15 protein-coding genes are annotated in these 14506 nt (G+C 38.4%); 8 read left to right on the top strand and 7 right to left on the bottom strand.

Translation table 11 applies throughout. From position 1 onward, the window contains the following. Positions 1 to 13 precede the first annotated feature (13 nt). From MKZ25_RS01970 to MKZ25_RS01955, 4 genes are all read right to left on the bottom strand, one after another. Positions 14 to 1216 carry an ABC transporter permease gene (locus MKZ25_RS01970; RefSeq protein ID WP_340799908.1) on the bottom strand — a complete coding sequence of 401 codons (1203 nt, stop codon included), beginning with the start codon at positions 1214 to 1216 and terminating at the stop codon, positions 14 to 16. Next, a complete protein-coding gene (locus MKZ25_RS01965; protein WP_340799907.1) occupies positions 1217 to 2107 on the bottom strand; it encodes an ABC transporter ATP-binding protein in 891 nt (296 codons plus the stop codon). Positions 2108 to 2222: 115 nt separating this feature from the next. Beyond that, positions 2223 to 2810: a glycosidase gene (locus MKZ25_RS01960; RefSeq protein WP_340799906.1), complete on the bottom strand. Its 588-nt coding sequence runs from the start codon at positions 2808 to 2810 to the stop codon at positions 2223 to 2225. A 171-nt stretch (positions 2811 to 2981) separates the two neighbouring features. Next, positions 2982 to 3857, bottom strand: a complete 876-nt coding sequence (locus tag MKZ25_RS01955; RefSeq protein WP_340799905.1) for a GNAT family N-acetyltransferase — start codon at positions 3855 to 3857, stop codon at positions 2982 to 2984. 310 nt (positions 3858 to 4167) lie between these two features. On the opposite strand from MKZ25_RS01955, the gene MKZ25_RS01950 reads away from it, so the two are divergent. After that, positions 4168 to 6171 (top strand): sensor domain-containing protein, encoded by a 2004-nt coding sequence (locus MKZ25_RS01950; RefSeq protein WP_340799904.1) that lies wholly within the window; start codon positions 4168 to 4170, stop codon positions 6169 to 6171. A 34-nt stretch (positions 6172 to 6205) separates the two neighbouring features. On the opposite strand, the gene MKZ25_RS01945 is transcribed toward MKZ25_RS01950, so the two are convergent. Together MKZ25_RS01945 and MKZ25_RS01940 are read right to left on the bottom strand one after the other, a co-directional pair. Then, positions 6206 to 6691, bottom strand: coding sequence for a threonine/serine exporter family protein (locus tag MKZ25_RS01945; RefSeq protein WP_340799903.1), 486 nt, complete (start codon positions 6689 to 6691; stop codon positions 6206 to 6208). A 68-nt stretch (positions 6692 to 6759) separates the two neighbouring features. Then, on the bottom strand, positions 6760 to 7506 hold the full coding sequence (locus MKZ25_RS01940; RefSeq protein ID WP_340799902.1) for a threonine/serine exporter family protein: 747 nt from the start codon (positions 7504 to 7506) through the stop codon (positions 6760 to 6762). A gap of 173 nt (positions 7507 to 7679) precedes the next feature. Here MKZ25_RS01940 and MKZ25_RS01935 point away from each other — a divergent pair, with 173 nt between their 5' ends. From MKZ25_RS01935 to MKZ25_RS01920, 4 genes are all read left to right on the top strand, one after another. Further along, positions 7680 to 9074 (top strand): polysaccharide deacetylase family protein, encoded by a 1395-nt coding sequence (locus MKZ25_RS01935; protein WP_340799901.1) that lies wholly within the window; start codon positions 7680 to 7682, stop codon positions 9072 to 9074. Positions 9075 to 9127: 53 nt separating this feature from the next. Continuing rightward, positions 9128 to 9517 carry a hypothetical protein gene (locus tag MKZ25_RS01930; RefSeq protein WP_340799900.1) on the top strand — a complete coding sequence of 130 codons (390 nt, stop codon included), beginning with the start codon at positions 9128 to 9130 and terminating at the stop codon, positions 9515 to 9517. 457 nt (positions 9518 to 9974) lie between these two features. Beyond that, a complete protein-coding gene (locus MKZ25_RS01925) occupies positions 9975 to 10511 on the top strand; it encodes a hypothetical protein (protein WP_340799899.1) in 537 nt (178 codons plus the stop codon). 147 nt (positions 10512 to 10658) lie between these two features. Beyond that, a complete protein-coding gene (locus tag MKZ25_RS01920) occupies positions 10659 to 11066 on the top strand; it encodes a DUF4275 family protein (RefSeq protein WP_340799898.1) in 408 nt (135 codons plus the stop codon). A 486-nt stretch (positions 11067 to 11552) separates the two neighbouring features. Here the strand turns inward: MKZ25_RS01920 and pxpA are convergent, their stop codons facing one another. Further along, the gene (pxpA, locus tag MKZ25_RS01915; protein ID WP_340799897.1) at positions 11553 to 12320 is read right to left on the bottom strand and encodes a 5-oxoprolinase subunit PxpA; all 768 of its coding nucleotides are present in this window, start codon (positions 12318 to 12320) and stop codon (positions 11553 to 11555) included. A gap of 89 nt (positions 12321 to 12409) precedes the next feature. On the opposite strand from pxpA, the gene pxpB reads away from it, so the two are divergent. From pxpB to MKZ25_RS01900, 3 genes are all read left to right on the top strand, one after another. Further along, on the top strand, positions 12410 to 13111 hold the full coding sequence (pxpB, locus tag MKZ25_RS01910) for a 5-oxoprolinase subunit PxpB (protein WP_340799896.1): 702 nt from the start codon (positions 12410 to 12412) through the stop codon (positions 13109 to 13111). Continuing rightward, positions 13105 to 14034 carry a 5-oxoprolinase subunit C family protein gene (locus MKZ25_RS01905; protein ID WP_340799895.1) on the top strand — a complete coding sequence of 310 codons (930 nt, stop codon included), beginning with the start codon at positions 13105 to 13107 and terminating at the stop codon, positions 14032 to 14034. The genes pxpB and MKZ25_RS01905 overlap by 7 nt, the downstream gene beginning before the upstream one ends. 148 nt (positions 14035 to 14182) lie before the next feature. Then, positions 14183 to 14437 carry a GlsB/YeaQ/YmgE family stress response membrane protein gene (locus MKZ25_RS01900; RefSeq protein WP_340799894.1) on the top strand — a complete coding sequence of 85 codons (255 nt, stop codon included), beginning with the start codon at positions 14183 to 14185 and terminating at the stop codon, positions 14435 to 14437. Positions 14438 to 14506 lie beyond the last annotated feature (69 nt).

The raw sequence follows: 14506 nt of genomic DNA, 5'->3' as shown, positions 1-14506 counted from the left end.
ACGCTAACAACTATCATTTAAATTGAAGTAATTGTTTAAATGTTAAACTATCTGATTTTAGAACACCCTTTGGATATATTTTCGCAGCTATACCGGCAAATACTCCAATAAATAAAATCATAACCAATATTGAAATAATAATTTCTCCCGGCGCAATCGTATTATAGACAATACGGATCAGTACACTCATTGGTGCTGTAAATGGAATGTACGAAGTTACTTTTGTCAAAGTGCCTTCCGGATAATCCATGACAAACAATATTTCTACTGTCAAACTCGCCATCAATAAAATTACAATTGGCATTGTTGCGCTCGATAAATCATCCGGACGACCTACCATCGATCCTACAATAGCAAATAATGTCGCATAGATGAAGTACCCAATGATGAAGAAAATGAGGATATATGCGGCTGTCCCCCACGTAATTGTCTCAATTACAGTCTGTACAAACGACCCTTCAGGAATCTCAAAAATACCTAAGTTTGCCCATAATAGGAGGCCTCCGATAAAGATGAATAATTGCGCTAAGCTTGCTAGACCAATGCCTAAAATTTTCCCATACATCATCGGTACTGGCGTTACCTTTGTAATCATGACTTCCATAACTCGGGAAGATTTTTCAGACGCAATTGCTGTTGCAACATTATTCCCGTAAATAGAAATGGCCAAAAACATAATTGCAATCAATCCATAGACAATAAGTAAGGCATTTGGCTCTGTTTCATATAATGATCCAAAGCTTGTCTGTAATGGGGCGTTTAGTGCCTGAACAACCGTCGGATGAATGGATTGAGCTTCTACAATAGATGCCACTCTCTTTTGTTCAATATAGGATTCTAACATGAGCAGTAGTTCATTGTTCAATTCTGGCATAAAAATATTCAGCTGCATCATATCCACTCGATCTTCCAACACAAAGAATCCTGCCAGTTCTTCTGATTTAATCTCTTCTTTTAGCTTTTCTATCCTTGCATCGTTTACAATCTCCCAATTCCCATCTACTTTGGCAAGATCTTGTTCAGTTAATCCCAAAGATGTACGATTGACGAGTTTATATGTTTCTTCCGAGCTATCCTTCACGAATTTGCTCAAAATCGTTGGGGATGCAAAGAGCAGTACACTTAGCACAAGCAGACCGAGCGTAATATACACATATGCTTTAGTTTTAACAGCTTCTTTGAAAACAGTGCTGAATACAATACTGAAGTTACGCAATTACATCCCTCCTGTCCGTTCAATAAAGATTTCATGCAGGCTCGGCTCTTTTAATGAAATCCCATTCAGCTCGAATTTCTCTCCGAACTCCTGAATGAGCTGATATATTTTTTCGCTTCTCGGAATTTTTAACTTATACCGGTTGTTTTCCTCAGTAAATTCATATTGTTTAAGCATAAGGTAATCCTTCAAGTCAGCAGCCGATGTTTCCAGTTCCAAGTAGCGATAATCATAGGAACTCTTAACATTCGCTAACTCATCAGAAACAATCAGGTTCCCTTCCTTTAAAATACAGATTTGGCTGCAGAAAGATTCAACCTGTTCCATTTGATGACTACAGAAAATAATTGTTTTCTTTTTAGCAATCAATTCTTTTACGACGCTTTTCAACATATCTGCATTAACAGGGTCTAACCCGCTGAAAGGCTCATCTAAAATGATAAAATTCGGGTCATGTATAATTGCCGTAATTAATTGTACTTTTTGCTGGTTCCCTTTCGATAATTGTTCGGTACGCTTTTTTGCCGCATAAGAGATTTCAAGCTTTTCCAACCACTTTAGTGCCTCTCTTTTCGCCTCTTTTTTGCTCATACCTTCCAACATACCAAAGTAGATGATCTGATCTAAAACGTTCATTTTTGCATATAGTCCACGTTCCTCCGGTAAGTAACCTATTTTTAAATTTTTCTTGGAGAAAGGTTTTCCTTTCCATAAGATTTTTCCACTGTCTTTAGGAATCAGTTCTAACATCATTCGAATGGTTGTTGTTTTTCCAGCGCCATTTCTACCTAGCATGCCGAGGATTTGCCCTTCTTCTAAGTGAATTGAAATATTGTTCACCGCTTTTTTACCACCAAAGTTTTTACTTAAATTTTGAATCTGAAATGTCATTATGCAAATCTCCCTCCTAACTGAACATCTTTACAATAGAAATAACGAGGACCCCAATAACTACTCCAACTACAGCCCTTAAAATGTTTTTCATTTTATTTGCCTCCTTATATGATTAATACGCAATGATTTTCTGCTCAAATGCCTTACTGATCGACTCAATATAATTTGGTACTTTAAAATACGTGGTAATCCGGTGAAGGGCCTGATCAATCTCTTCAGCCGTTAAATCTCTTGTACGCTGAATAAATTCAAATGTATGGCCTACTGCTAAATCTTTCAGGATTTTTTTATCCAATTCTTTTAAAGAAACCTCAACTAAATGAGGTGTATTACTTTTAAAAGATTCCATTAGCAATAAAAATTCGTCCAGCCCTGTATTTTTTGTGACACTTGCCCAGCGCTCCTCATCCTTTAAGTGATGGTAAACTTCTCCCATTCTAGAATCTACAAGAAGCATGATGTCTATTTCGGGACCCTTCACTTTCTTTAAACTTTCAATGATCAGTGCGAAATGCTGATTAGTTGTTTCAATCACCACAATATCAATACACTGTTCTTTAATTTTTTTCAGTAATGTCTGATTAAATATAGGAGCTTGAATGGGATAAGTATCTACTTGCCAAGTCGGACGCTTATCCTGAATCGCTATTTGTAATGCATCAATAAACAAAGTAGACATTGAAACAATCAGTACTTTCAAAATATCCCCCCTTCCTTGAAAATTGCCTAATTCCACTATACTTTCGTTCGAATAATTCATGTTTAAAGACTCTTCAAAACGAATAAAACATTCATAATCGTACTTTTTTTGCATAAAAAAAACGTTCATATAATCATGAACGTTTACTTTGCAAGCATTTGAATCTACTGCTTACATTCCAATATAAATGTAATAATCTAGCTGGGATGACTTCATAAAGCCTGCTTTTTCGTATACATGAAGGGCTGCCATGTTTTCGACTTCCACATCAAGTAAAATGGTCTTGTCACCTGAACGGAGCGAATAATCTTTCACTAAATTCAAAATCTGCGTGCCAATCCCTTGGCGCTGTCTCTTCGGGGAAACCGCAAATGCCGTAATCCACTGTACTTCGCCTTCTTTGCGGGTCGTCACTGTTCCAACGACTTCACCATCAATTTCGGCTGTCCACATAACTAGGCCTTCAGTCGTTGTATTAAACTCAATCAGTTCCAATGATTCCTCACGAATGTCGCCAAACGCATCACTGAAAATCGCGACAAGTGCTTCCGTGTCCTTTTGCATAAACGGGCGTAAAGTAACAGGCCCCTCTTTTTGCAGAACTTCTGCATGAGCTTCCAATGTTGCTTCAGAAAAGCTGTATAAATACCCGTTCTTTTGAAGAAATTCTTTACCGTAATGCGAGCCTTCCGCGATTAATGCGAGCTCCCCTTCACTTTCGCGCATCGCCATTCCTTCTTTCAGCACGTTCAATATCGCTGTGCCAATTCCAAGTTGACGATACATTGGTGCAACGAGCATCGACCATTCATACGTATTTAACCCCATTAAATCGACTGCAGTACCTGCTCCGACAAGCAAATTCTTTTCATCATCATATACAAGAACATAAAATCCTCGCATTTCATAGCTTTTTGCTATCGGTAAATTCATGACTTGATTTAATAGTACGCCATCACAAACGGCCGCAGTTTTACATAATTGCTGTACTTCTTCATATGTTTCTTCATCTAAAGGAAACGACACTGTTATTGCCGATAAATTCATTCTTTCTACTCCAATTCTAACTACTATAATTTCTTTATTTTAGTAAAGCTATTGAAGTAACGCAATACTCACGCCTAAATCCGTTAAATTTCTCTTTCCTTAAATATTATTTTCATTAAAAATAAAACAAATTCATGATACAATTTTTCTAGTAAAGATGCATAATTTTAACTACTTATTACCCAATAATAAGGTATAATAATCCTATGCATGATTATTTTTTTCAAATAAAAATTCATCTTAAATGACTAAACGAGGTTATTTAATTATAATTGCAATAATGAATCAATTAATTAAGGAGACTTAACTTATGACAAAAGAACAAATCTATTCTACTAGTACTGAGCCGCTACTAGATACCCCTTTCCCTTCTTTTGTACTTTTACCTAATGGTACACTCGTTCATGGAAATCTCCATCATTTAGACTATCCGACAAAAGAGACAAAAGAACTAATCGGGAATTCCATACATGACACGCTATTCTCAGAAGTAGGTGATGATGTTATTGAATCCATTTTAACAAGTTCGGCAGCGTTATGTTTACACAACATTCCTCTTTCGCTAAAAGGGCAATCTCCCACAACATGCACCCTTTATACGAAGCCGACAGTCTTTGCGAAAGAGCAGGCAATTTCTGTTCTTTGTATTCCAAATGATGAAGTTCGTTTGATGGATGAAGAACAGCAGCATTTAGTCGACCTTAAAAATGGGATTCACCAATCATTCATGACTGTTACATTTGACCAGGACGGCTTTATTACTCAAACAAACCAGTCATTTTTAACAACAAGCCGCTGGACACCGAAACGGGTTATCGGTAAAACATTGTGGCAATTGTTCCCGCAAAATCCTGAATCGGAAAAGCTTGTGCTGGAGATTTGGAAAACGTTGCAAAACGGACAAATATGGCAAGGTGAAGTTGAGAAATTGACAAAGGATGAGCAGCTTTACTGGGTACATTTAACAGCCATACCAATGTTGGGTCAAACATCTGAAAAAAACGAGTATTTGCTAATTGAGCGTAATATTACAAACGAAAAAAATATCCAGTTCCAACTGGAAAAAATCGCCTATATCGATACAGAAACCGGAATGATGAATGTCCACCGTCTCGAACAAATTATCGGGGAAATGATTGAAGAAGAGCGCCATTTTTCATTCGTTTACTTAAGTATCGATAAGTTTTATACAATTAAGGATTTACATGATGGCGTAGCCGAAAAGTCCCTTATCTTAGAATTTACGAAGCGCATGAAAATGTATTTCCAGGATAGTACGATGGCTCGTATTAATGAAAGTGAATTTGTCGTGATTACACCATTACCAGAATGGTTTACACAAGGTTTTCTTAATTATTTACAGCAAAATCCAATATACAACGGTAACGTAGCAGTACCACTTTCATTAAGCGGCGGGATTACACGCTTCCCGGAAGATCAAATGACATTCTCCCAATTGATGAAGGCATCTTTGGCTACGATCGCTTCTGTACGGAGCGCGGGCGGTGACAGCATCGTTTCCTTATCAAAATCTTCGCATGCTGCATTAAACCGCAGATCGATTGTCGAAAAACGATTACTGCTTGCATTAGATCAAAAAAACCTGCATGTTCTCTACCAGCCTCAACTTGATTTAAGAAGCGGTAAAATTACTGCTGTCGAGGCATTAGTCCGTTGGGATGATGAAGAAATCGGCACTGTTTCGCCTGATGAACTGATCCCTATCGCGGAAGAGACAGGTCTCATTAATAATATCGGTTCGTTTATGCTTGATAAAGCATGTGAACAAGCGGTCCTATGGAAAAATGCGGGCCATCCGATCAAAGTGAGTATCAACTCTTCTGTACGCGAGTTCCGTGATAAAAATATGGCCAAGTCCATTTTGGAAACACTTGAACGTACTGGATGCCCGGCGAATTTACTGCAAATCGAAATTACCGAAAAGTTTGCATTAGAAGCTGAAGCTGAAACAGGAATTATTAAGCAAATGCGTACACTTGAAAACGAAGGCATTGTCTTTGCACTTGACGACTTCGGTACAGGTTACGGCTCGTTCCGTTACATGCAGCTTCTGCCGATTTCAATTTTGAAAATCGACCAGACATTTATCCGCTCGCTGAAATCAGAAAAAAACCAGCAGCTTGTAAACGGTATGGTACAGCTAGGAAAATCAATGAATCTTACCGTCGTTGCTGAAGGTGTGGAAACAGAAGAGCAAATGCAGTTCCTCACAAGCATCGGCTGTGAGGTCATCCAAGGATACTTCGTAAGCAAACCGAGCTCTACAGAAGAAATTTCTTCATTATTAGGATAAATAAAAGCTCGTAAGGCAACTGGTGATCAGTGCTTTACGAGCTTCTTTTTTTTACTTTTGTAAAGGACTGAATCGAAGTTCTTCCTTTTCTCATTATACGCAGGATGATCTGCATCATTACTTCCGCAAATACAAGTCCCATCGCAATCGCTCCGGATATCATAAATGCCCGCATTCCATTTTCCAGACCTGCAATATAATCGAGTTCCATCACATTGCGCATCGTACTGTAGGCAATGCCCCCAGGAACAAGCGGTATGATTCCAGAAACACTAAATATAATCATCGGCATCCTGAACTTGCGCGCAAAAAAATATGCTACTAACGAAACGACAAACGCCCCAAGAAAAGATGCACGAACATCATCCAGCCCGCCTTCGAACAGAACATAATATACTGCCCAACCTACAGCACCGACGAAACCACATGCCGGGATTGTTTTGATCGGGGCATTAAAAATGACACCAAAACAGGCGGTCGCAATAAAACTGATAACGATTTGAACTAAAACATGCTCCACCAACGAACGCTCCCCTCCAATCAATCATACCTTGGAATGATTGATTTCATTCCGAATTGATTCCAAAACTACAGTGAAAGCACAAGGGCAACACCTGAACCAATCGCAAACGCTGTTAAAAAGGCTTCGGCACCTTTTGCCATCCCTGCTGTGAAATGGCCTGCCATTAAATCACGGACCGCATTCGTAATGAGCAGACCCGGCACAAGCGGCATGACCGAGCCAATAATAATTTTATCGATTTCCGTACCAATATTAAAATGCACTGCTATATATGCAACAGCACCTACTCCGACCGATGCCAAAAACTCGGAGAAGAACTTGACGCGGGTCATATTATGAAGAATCGTAACAATATACAAACCTACTCCCCCTGCAACAAAGGCAGCTGGAATATCCGATATTGTCCCTTTAAACAGCAATAAAAAGGCACTGCTTGCTAAACATGCTGCCAAAACTTGTACTGAAATCGGGAGAAAATAATTTGTTTTTTCTATCTTCTTTAACTCGTCATACGCCTGCTCCAATGTTATCATTTGAGATGTAAGCTTACGTGAAACATTGTTTACAAGCACAATGCGATGTAAATCTGTAATTCGAGTTGGAATCGATGTAATTTGTGTAGGCTGTGTTTTCCCTAGAGAGAAAATAATACCTGTTGGCGTAACATAGCTTTGTGCATTCATCATATTTTGAGAACGGGCCATTCGCAGCATCGTGTCTTCTACTCGATACGTTTCAGCACCGCTTTCAATCATAATACGACCAGCAAGCAAAAAACAGTCGAGCGCTAGTTCAGTATTCTCAGTATTCATTAAAGGGACCCCCTTCCACTTCTTAGCTCATATTACTTGAAGCACTCGGAAAATAACAGTCTTTTTTCATGCAAAATATGCTGACTAGCAACGTATTCCCTTAATATTTACTATGACTTTTATTCTGGACACAGACAATAGATTAACCCACATAGAAAGGAACCCGATACATCATGACAAACCCTTACAGAAAACGGCGTGGTCCTTGGATTGACTTACTTCTTATTGGCGCTATCGGTTTTTTAGGTGCCGTTATCGTGTTTTTAACTTTTCTAAGCGATAATCCGCTTTTCCCGCACAGTGACAAAACATCTGCTAAAGAACATACGATCACGGAGGAAGCATCAAATTTCCCCGGCATAAAAATAGTTACAGATCGCTCTGATGACAAAAATTTACCGTTTACCGTTCAATACCCAGCGACAGAATATGAAGATATCAATAAAGTAATTACGACTTATATAGAAGAGTCCAAACAATATTACATAAACATGATGCGCCTGCAGCAAAATTCAGAAAAGTTGGCAGGCAATCTAACGATATCTGTTGAAACATTCGAGCATGACCATTATTACTCCTTTGTTTTAACGAATAAAATGATTTTAAATGCCGACGACAAGCAAACAACGATTCAAACATTTTTAATTGATTCTGAAACTGGCGTGCTCATTGATATTCACGCCCTTTTAAACGGGGATTCAGAAAGCCTGAAAACATTTGCAGCACATATCCAGTCGGAATTGTTGAAAAACCCAGCGTATAAAGAGTATGTTTTAGAAAAAGAATTCGCATTCGCTACCGAGCCAAAATGGGAATTATTTAACCGTATAGCACTAAAGGATGACTATCTTTTCATTTATTTCAATGAAGGAGAAGTAACAAAACCTGAAGCAGGTATGCCAGTAGTTGAAATTCCTTTATCATTTATCAACCCGCTTTTGGCATCTGATTTCCAAATAGCAATGCAATCTGAGAATACGATTATTCCTAAAGTTGATAAAGATACATCTAAAAAACGGATCGCCCTTACATTTGACGACGGTCCACACCCGGAAGTAACGAAGCAGATTTTAGCGCTTCTGGAAAAGTACAATGCAAAAGCAACGTTCTTTATGCTTGGAAGCCGAGTACAATATTACCCTGGCTTAGTACAGGAAGTGCATGATAGCGGTCATGAAATCGGCAATCATACGTGGACACATCCAGTTTTAACGAAAATGTCCCCTGCAGATATTAATAAGGAATACAATTCAACAGAAGAAGCAATTATCCATGCGATCGGTGAACACTCTACAACATTCCGCCCTCCATATGGGGCAATTAATGATGATATTCGCAATGCCATTCCATGTAAATCGGTCAACTGGACGATTGATACACTTGACTGGAAATATCGCGACCCGGAAAAGCTGTTACCAATGGTGAAAAAAGCATTGCATAATAACGCAATTGTGTTAATGCATGACATCCACCAATCTACAGCTGATGGACTGGAGCCTGTCCTTGCCTACTTACAAAAGGAAGGCTATGAATTTTTAACGGTTTCTGAAATTTTACCGTATCATTAAATGAAGAGGGAATTTTAATATTTAATTAAAACCATAGAGAAAGTGGCGGTATAATGAGCCTTTATCGATATTTTGCTTCAAAAAATCCTTTACCAATTATAGAAAACTCTTTCGCAACTTTAGAAGAGGATGCTTTAGAAACACAATTTGAGATTGTCCCTTGTCGAAAAAATCCTCCGATTGCAGCAGCAGGACAAATCCAAAAGCCTTTTGTTTACAAGGTGAGAGGGAATGGAAAGGCTCTACATCAACTTGTTGACTATATTAGAGAAAATGTTAGAGAACAAGATCGAGTAGAATTTTGGTCGATATGGCATAGTGAAAAAGTACCTTCGAATAATATGTATCGACTTAATCCACAACAAATAACACCTGAAGATTTACGATTCCTGCATGACAATGAAAATTGCTGCATTAGATTTTTTTCAAAAAATAAAAAGTAGCCTTCTTGAAGTTCAAAATGAGGGATAGATGTTCCCAAACACCGCTTTGGGAAGGTTTAAAGGAGATGTATTACCACGATGTTCAAATAATGATTTGAAGGGGGGAGTAGAATTGTTAAAAATTTTATACATTCTATTTTCAATTATTACGTTAGTTCTTGCAGGCTATGGTGTGATTACACAAGGAAAATGGACTGTGAGAATACTAGTTAATAATGTATTGAATCATGAATCTGTATTTTTTGTTCAAAGTATGACATATAAAAAGCCCTATAGATTGAAGATGCATTAATAGTTAAATTATGCGGTACAATTACATTTTTTTAGCATATATTTAAAATAAAAACTCCTCTTCGTTAATTAATAGAAAACGAGAGGGGTTTTCATTTTATCTGAATTAGGCAAAATGTTTTATAATCAAGAGTAAGCGTATTATAGAGGGGAGAGTTATAATAGTTTGAAAAAATATCTAATTATATTAATATTCATTATTTTATTTATAACCCTTATATTTTATATTATAGAGAAAAATTATAATATCGAATTAAATGAAAATGAAATTACAAATAGCATTCAAAATGGACTAGGGGAAGAGCTAGACATTTCATTGATTGAAAAATATATTATTTCAAATTCAAATACACAAATTATTTTCTTTGAGTATAGTAAAAAAAATGGGTATGCACTTTTTAAAAAGAATTATTTTAACAATAAGTTAAAGCTTGTATCTTTAAATAAAAATCTTTTAGATGAATATATAGGTATTATCTATACAAATAAGGGGAATTATATCATTTTAAGTGGTAATTATAATGAAAAAGTAGACAGTTTTTTAGTAAAAGAAGGGGATAGTGAATATTTATTTAAAGTCGAAAATATTGCTGGGGAATTCGGCAATTTATATATTACACTCGAAACTATTCCGAGAAGTATTACTGAAAAAATGCTTGAGAATCCGATACTTTATAATGAAAATAATGAGCAAGTTTATTGAGAAAAACTTTGATTCGATATGTGAAATAGCGTAAGCCCACCGTATTAGTATAATTCTAAAAAATATTCCCAAATGCATCGTTGGGAGCGTTTTTTGTTCTTACGCAAATCAGATATACTAATAATTAAAATTTAAAGGGGTAATAAATTGAGGTATAAAGAATTAAAAGTAGTTGATATCCCAAAATGGGGAACCTTTTTACGTGAGCAATGGCGTATAAATTTTGCAAGTCACCTTTCAAATGAAGAACAAAAATCGATTGGAATGGACGGATTTCTATGGCATTTATGTGGCTGGGAAAAGGTTACTTGCTTAGAGAAAGATGCAGCAATAGAAGCTTTTAAGAAACAATCCAAGATTAAATGTACTGTCTTTTATCAATTTATAGATGAAGCTTATCTTGTGCAAAATGCTCAAACGCTGAATGTAGACGAACTCCCCTATGATCAATCTCATATGTTTTATGGAGACATATACATAATGGATTGGGATTTAAACTGGACGTTTATAATGACACACAGCGATAATTCGGGTCCTTATTTTATAAAAAATTAAAGTGATAAAGATATGTATGATGCTAGTGAATTAGAAATCCTTTTTAAAGAATTTAGTTTTATACAATTCAAATACAAAAAAGGTTCCCAAATCAAAGTTTGGGAATGAACATAAAAGGCAGAAACGTTGATTTAACAGCGTTTCTGCCTTTTTGATTGGTACATTGTTTATGCGCTGTTTTATACATTTTACTAAAAGCTAATACTGACAACGGTTTAAGCGTGTTTTGGAGAATGCTGGGTCATTGGTTTTCTTGCATAAATTCTTGTATATTCTTAGCGTTGTAAATCTGCATTTTACGAAGTAACCCCAATTAGAGTTTCATTTATATTGTTTTAAAATTTTTCTCCCCACCAACCGGACCTGTTTTAATCCCCCCCTTTTTTCGGCATAATCCTTCGAAGGCTGCACTTAGTCGTCACTTGAGGACGATTATTTTTAACTTCCAACCATAATTCTCAATTCAACTTTTGAATAAACACCATCTCACACAAAAGTATGAAATGCCCGAACCGATACCCCTTGCTGATCCAGTTCCTGACGTGCACGCTTTGCGAATTGCACGGCATGCTCCCCGTCCCCATGCACACAAATACTATGTGCCTGCAATGCTACTTTCGTTTGCTGAACAGAGGTTACTGCCCCCTCTTTCACCATTTCAATAATTTGTGCAATCGCCTTTTCTTCGTCTGTAATGAGCGCATTTGGAAAAGTGCGGGATGTTAATGTACCATCCGCCTGATATGTCCGGTCTGCAAACACTTCATGGACTGTCTGTAAGCCCCGGTTTTCACCCGCAGCTGTTAATTTACTTGATGCCAAACCATATAAAAGTAGGTCCGGCGACACATCATGAACTGCCTTTGCAATGGCATCGGCGAGCTCATCATTTACCGCTGCCATATTGTAAAGAGCACCATGCGGCTTCACATGCTGCATTTTCACGCCTTTTGCTGTCAAAAACCCTTGCAGTGCCCCAATTTGATAAACAACAAGATCATAGGCTTCCTGCCATGAGATGTTCATTTCCCGCCGTCCGAAACCGTTTAAATCCGGCAGTCCTGGATGCGCACCGATTTGTACATTGTTTTTAATCGCAAGCTCCACCGTTTTGCGCATGACAGACGGATCCCCTGCATGAAATCCGCACGCGATATTGGCGGACGTAACATAACAAAGAATTTCTTCTTGCTCCCCCAGCTTATAGCGCCCAAAGCTTTCACCTAAATCACAGTTAATATCTACTCGAAACATAATGTCTCCCCCAACTTTGGAATTATCTGAATGTTATGCTATCATCATGCCATATATAATGATTCATTCCAATAATGAGGTGATATTTCATGCCGGCATTGCAATTTAAACAACTTAGCGACCAGGCACTGCTCGTTCAGTTCGGTACGACAATCAATGAACAAACCCACCAGCAAATCCAGCAGGCCATTGCGATCTTACAGGAGCATCCATTCCCGGGACTAATCGAAATTGTGCCGAGCTATACGAACTTCTGTGTGTATTACGATCCTTTTACAGTGCGAAAATCTTTGCAGCAGAAGCATACAACAACGAGCGCCGAAATAGTTCAGCACTATATTAAAATTCTGCTTGAACACCAATTGCAGGAAGCTCCTCACGAAAGCCGGTTAATTGAGATTCCCGTACTTTACGGAGGTGAATACGGACCCGATTTAAATGAGGTTGCCAACATCAATGGCTTAACACCTGAAGAAGTCATTGCAATCCACACATCGAAGGAATACCTCGTCCACATGCTCGGCTTTGCGCCGGGTTTTCCGTTTTTAGGCGGAATGGACAAAAGAATCGCAACGCCGCGCCGTGCTGCACCAAGACTTGAAATTTCAGCCGGTTCTGTAGGTATTGCGGGTGAGCAAACCGGCATTTATCCGCTCTCTACCCCAGGAGGCTGGCAAATTATCGGTCGGACGATGATACCATTATTTTTACCGGACCAAAATCCGCCGACACTACTGCGGGCAGGTGACCACATACGCTTTGTCGCTGTTAAGGAGGATACTACATGCTAAAAGTAATCAAACCTGGATTGTTCAGCACCATTCAAGATGCAGGGCGTACCGGCTACCAGCAATACGGTGTTATTGTAAGCGGCGCCATGGATTCTGTCGCTTTTCGCATCGGCAATGCCCTTCTGAAACAGCACAATAGAGCAGCCATTGAAATGACGTTAGTCGGCGGTATATTTGAGTTTCAGATACCGACTGCGATCGTATTAGCTGGCGGACAAATGCAAGCAACAGTTAATGAAGTCCCGGTCCCGATGTATAAAGTGATTTCTATCGAACAAGGAGACATTTTAAAATGCGGGACAATTCATAATGGTGCAAGAAGCTATTTATGTATTGCGGGCGGCTTTTCGGTTGAGGAAATACTTGGCAGCCGAAGCACCTATATAAAAGCAGCTTTTGGTGGTTTTCACGGGCGTACGCTTCAAGCAAATGATTCAATACCTTATACAGGAACAGCCAGTCCGTATCATACATATCAAGTAATATCAGACCGTTTTTACGAACAAAAGCCAATCCGCCTATTAAAAGGGACCGAGTGGGAGCATTTCAGCCATCTAATGCAGCAACGCTTCATCGAACAGCACTACATGATTTCACTTGAAGCCGACCGCATGGGTTACCGGCTGGAAGGACAAACCGTCATTTCATTGGAAAAACCGTTTAACCTGCTTTCTGAAGCTGTTACATTCGGGACTGTTCAGTTACCTCCAAGCGGGCAGCCAATTTTGCTGATGGCGGACCGGCAAACAACAGGCGGCTATCCGAAAATCGCACAAATCATTACAGCCGATTTGCACAAAGTTGCACAGCTCGGTCCGAAACAGCCCCTCCACTTTGAACTGGTCACAATTGAACAGGCGGAGCAAGCGTACTTTCAGCTGGAGCAACGGCTACGCTTATTGGAAACCCTTTTGAGAAACTAGGCATTTCTAATTTCGAAAAAAATTATGAGTATATCAGCTGTCTCCTAAAAGAAGTCCGCAAATTTTCCCTCTGAAATGTTTGAAAAAAGTGAATAAAGGTTATAAACCACTATCGCGAAATAATTAAAAAAAATAGGAGATGGAAATTATGAGTTTTATTTGGTTTTTAATCATTGGCGGGGTAATCGGTTGGCTTGCAGGAGCAATTTTAGGTAAAGATGTCCCAGGTGGAATTATCGGTAACATTATTGCGGGTATTATCGGTGCTTGGATTGGTGGTATGCTTCTAGGAAGTTGGGGACCTAAAGTTTCTGATTTCTATATTTTCCCTGCTCTACTAGGTGCGATTATACTTGTATTCATTGTAAGCTTTATTATGAAATCGATGCGTAGAGCTTCGTAAGTTAACTACTATACGATTAAGCGTATTAGATGTAAGCAACTAAAAGCGGTTCTTTCCAATTTATATTGG

The sequence above is a fragment of the Solibacillus sp. FSL W7-1464 genome (assembly GCF_038004425.1).
Lineage (GTDB): Bacteria > Bacillota > Bacilli > Bacillales_A > Planococcaceae > Solibacillus.
Note: the sequence above shows the minus strand (reverse complement) of the source record. Positions and strands in the feature narration are given on the sequence as shown.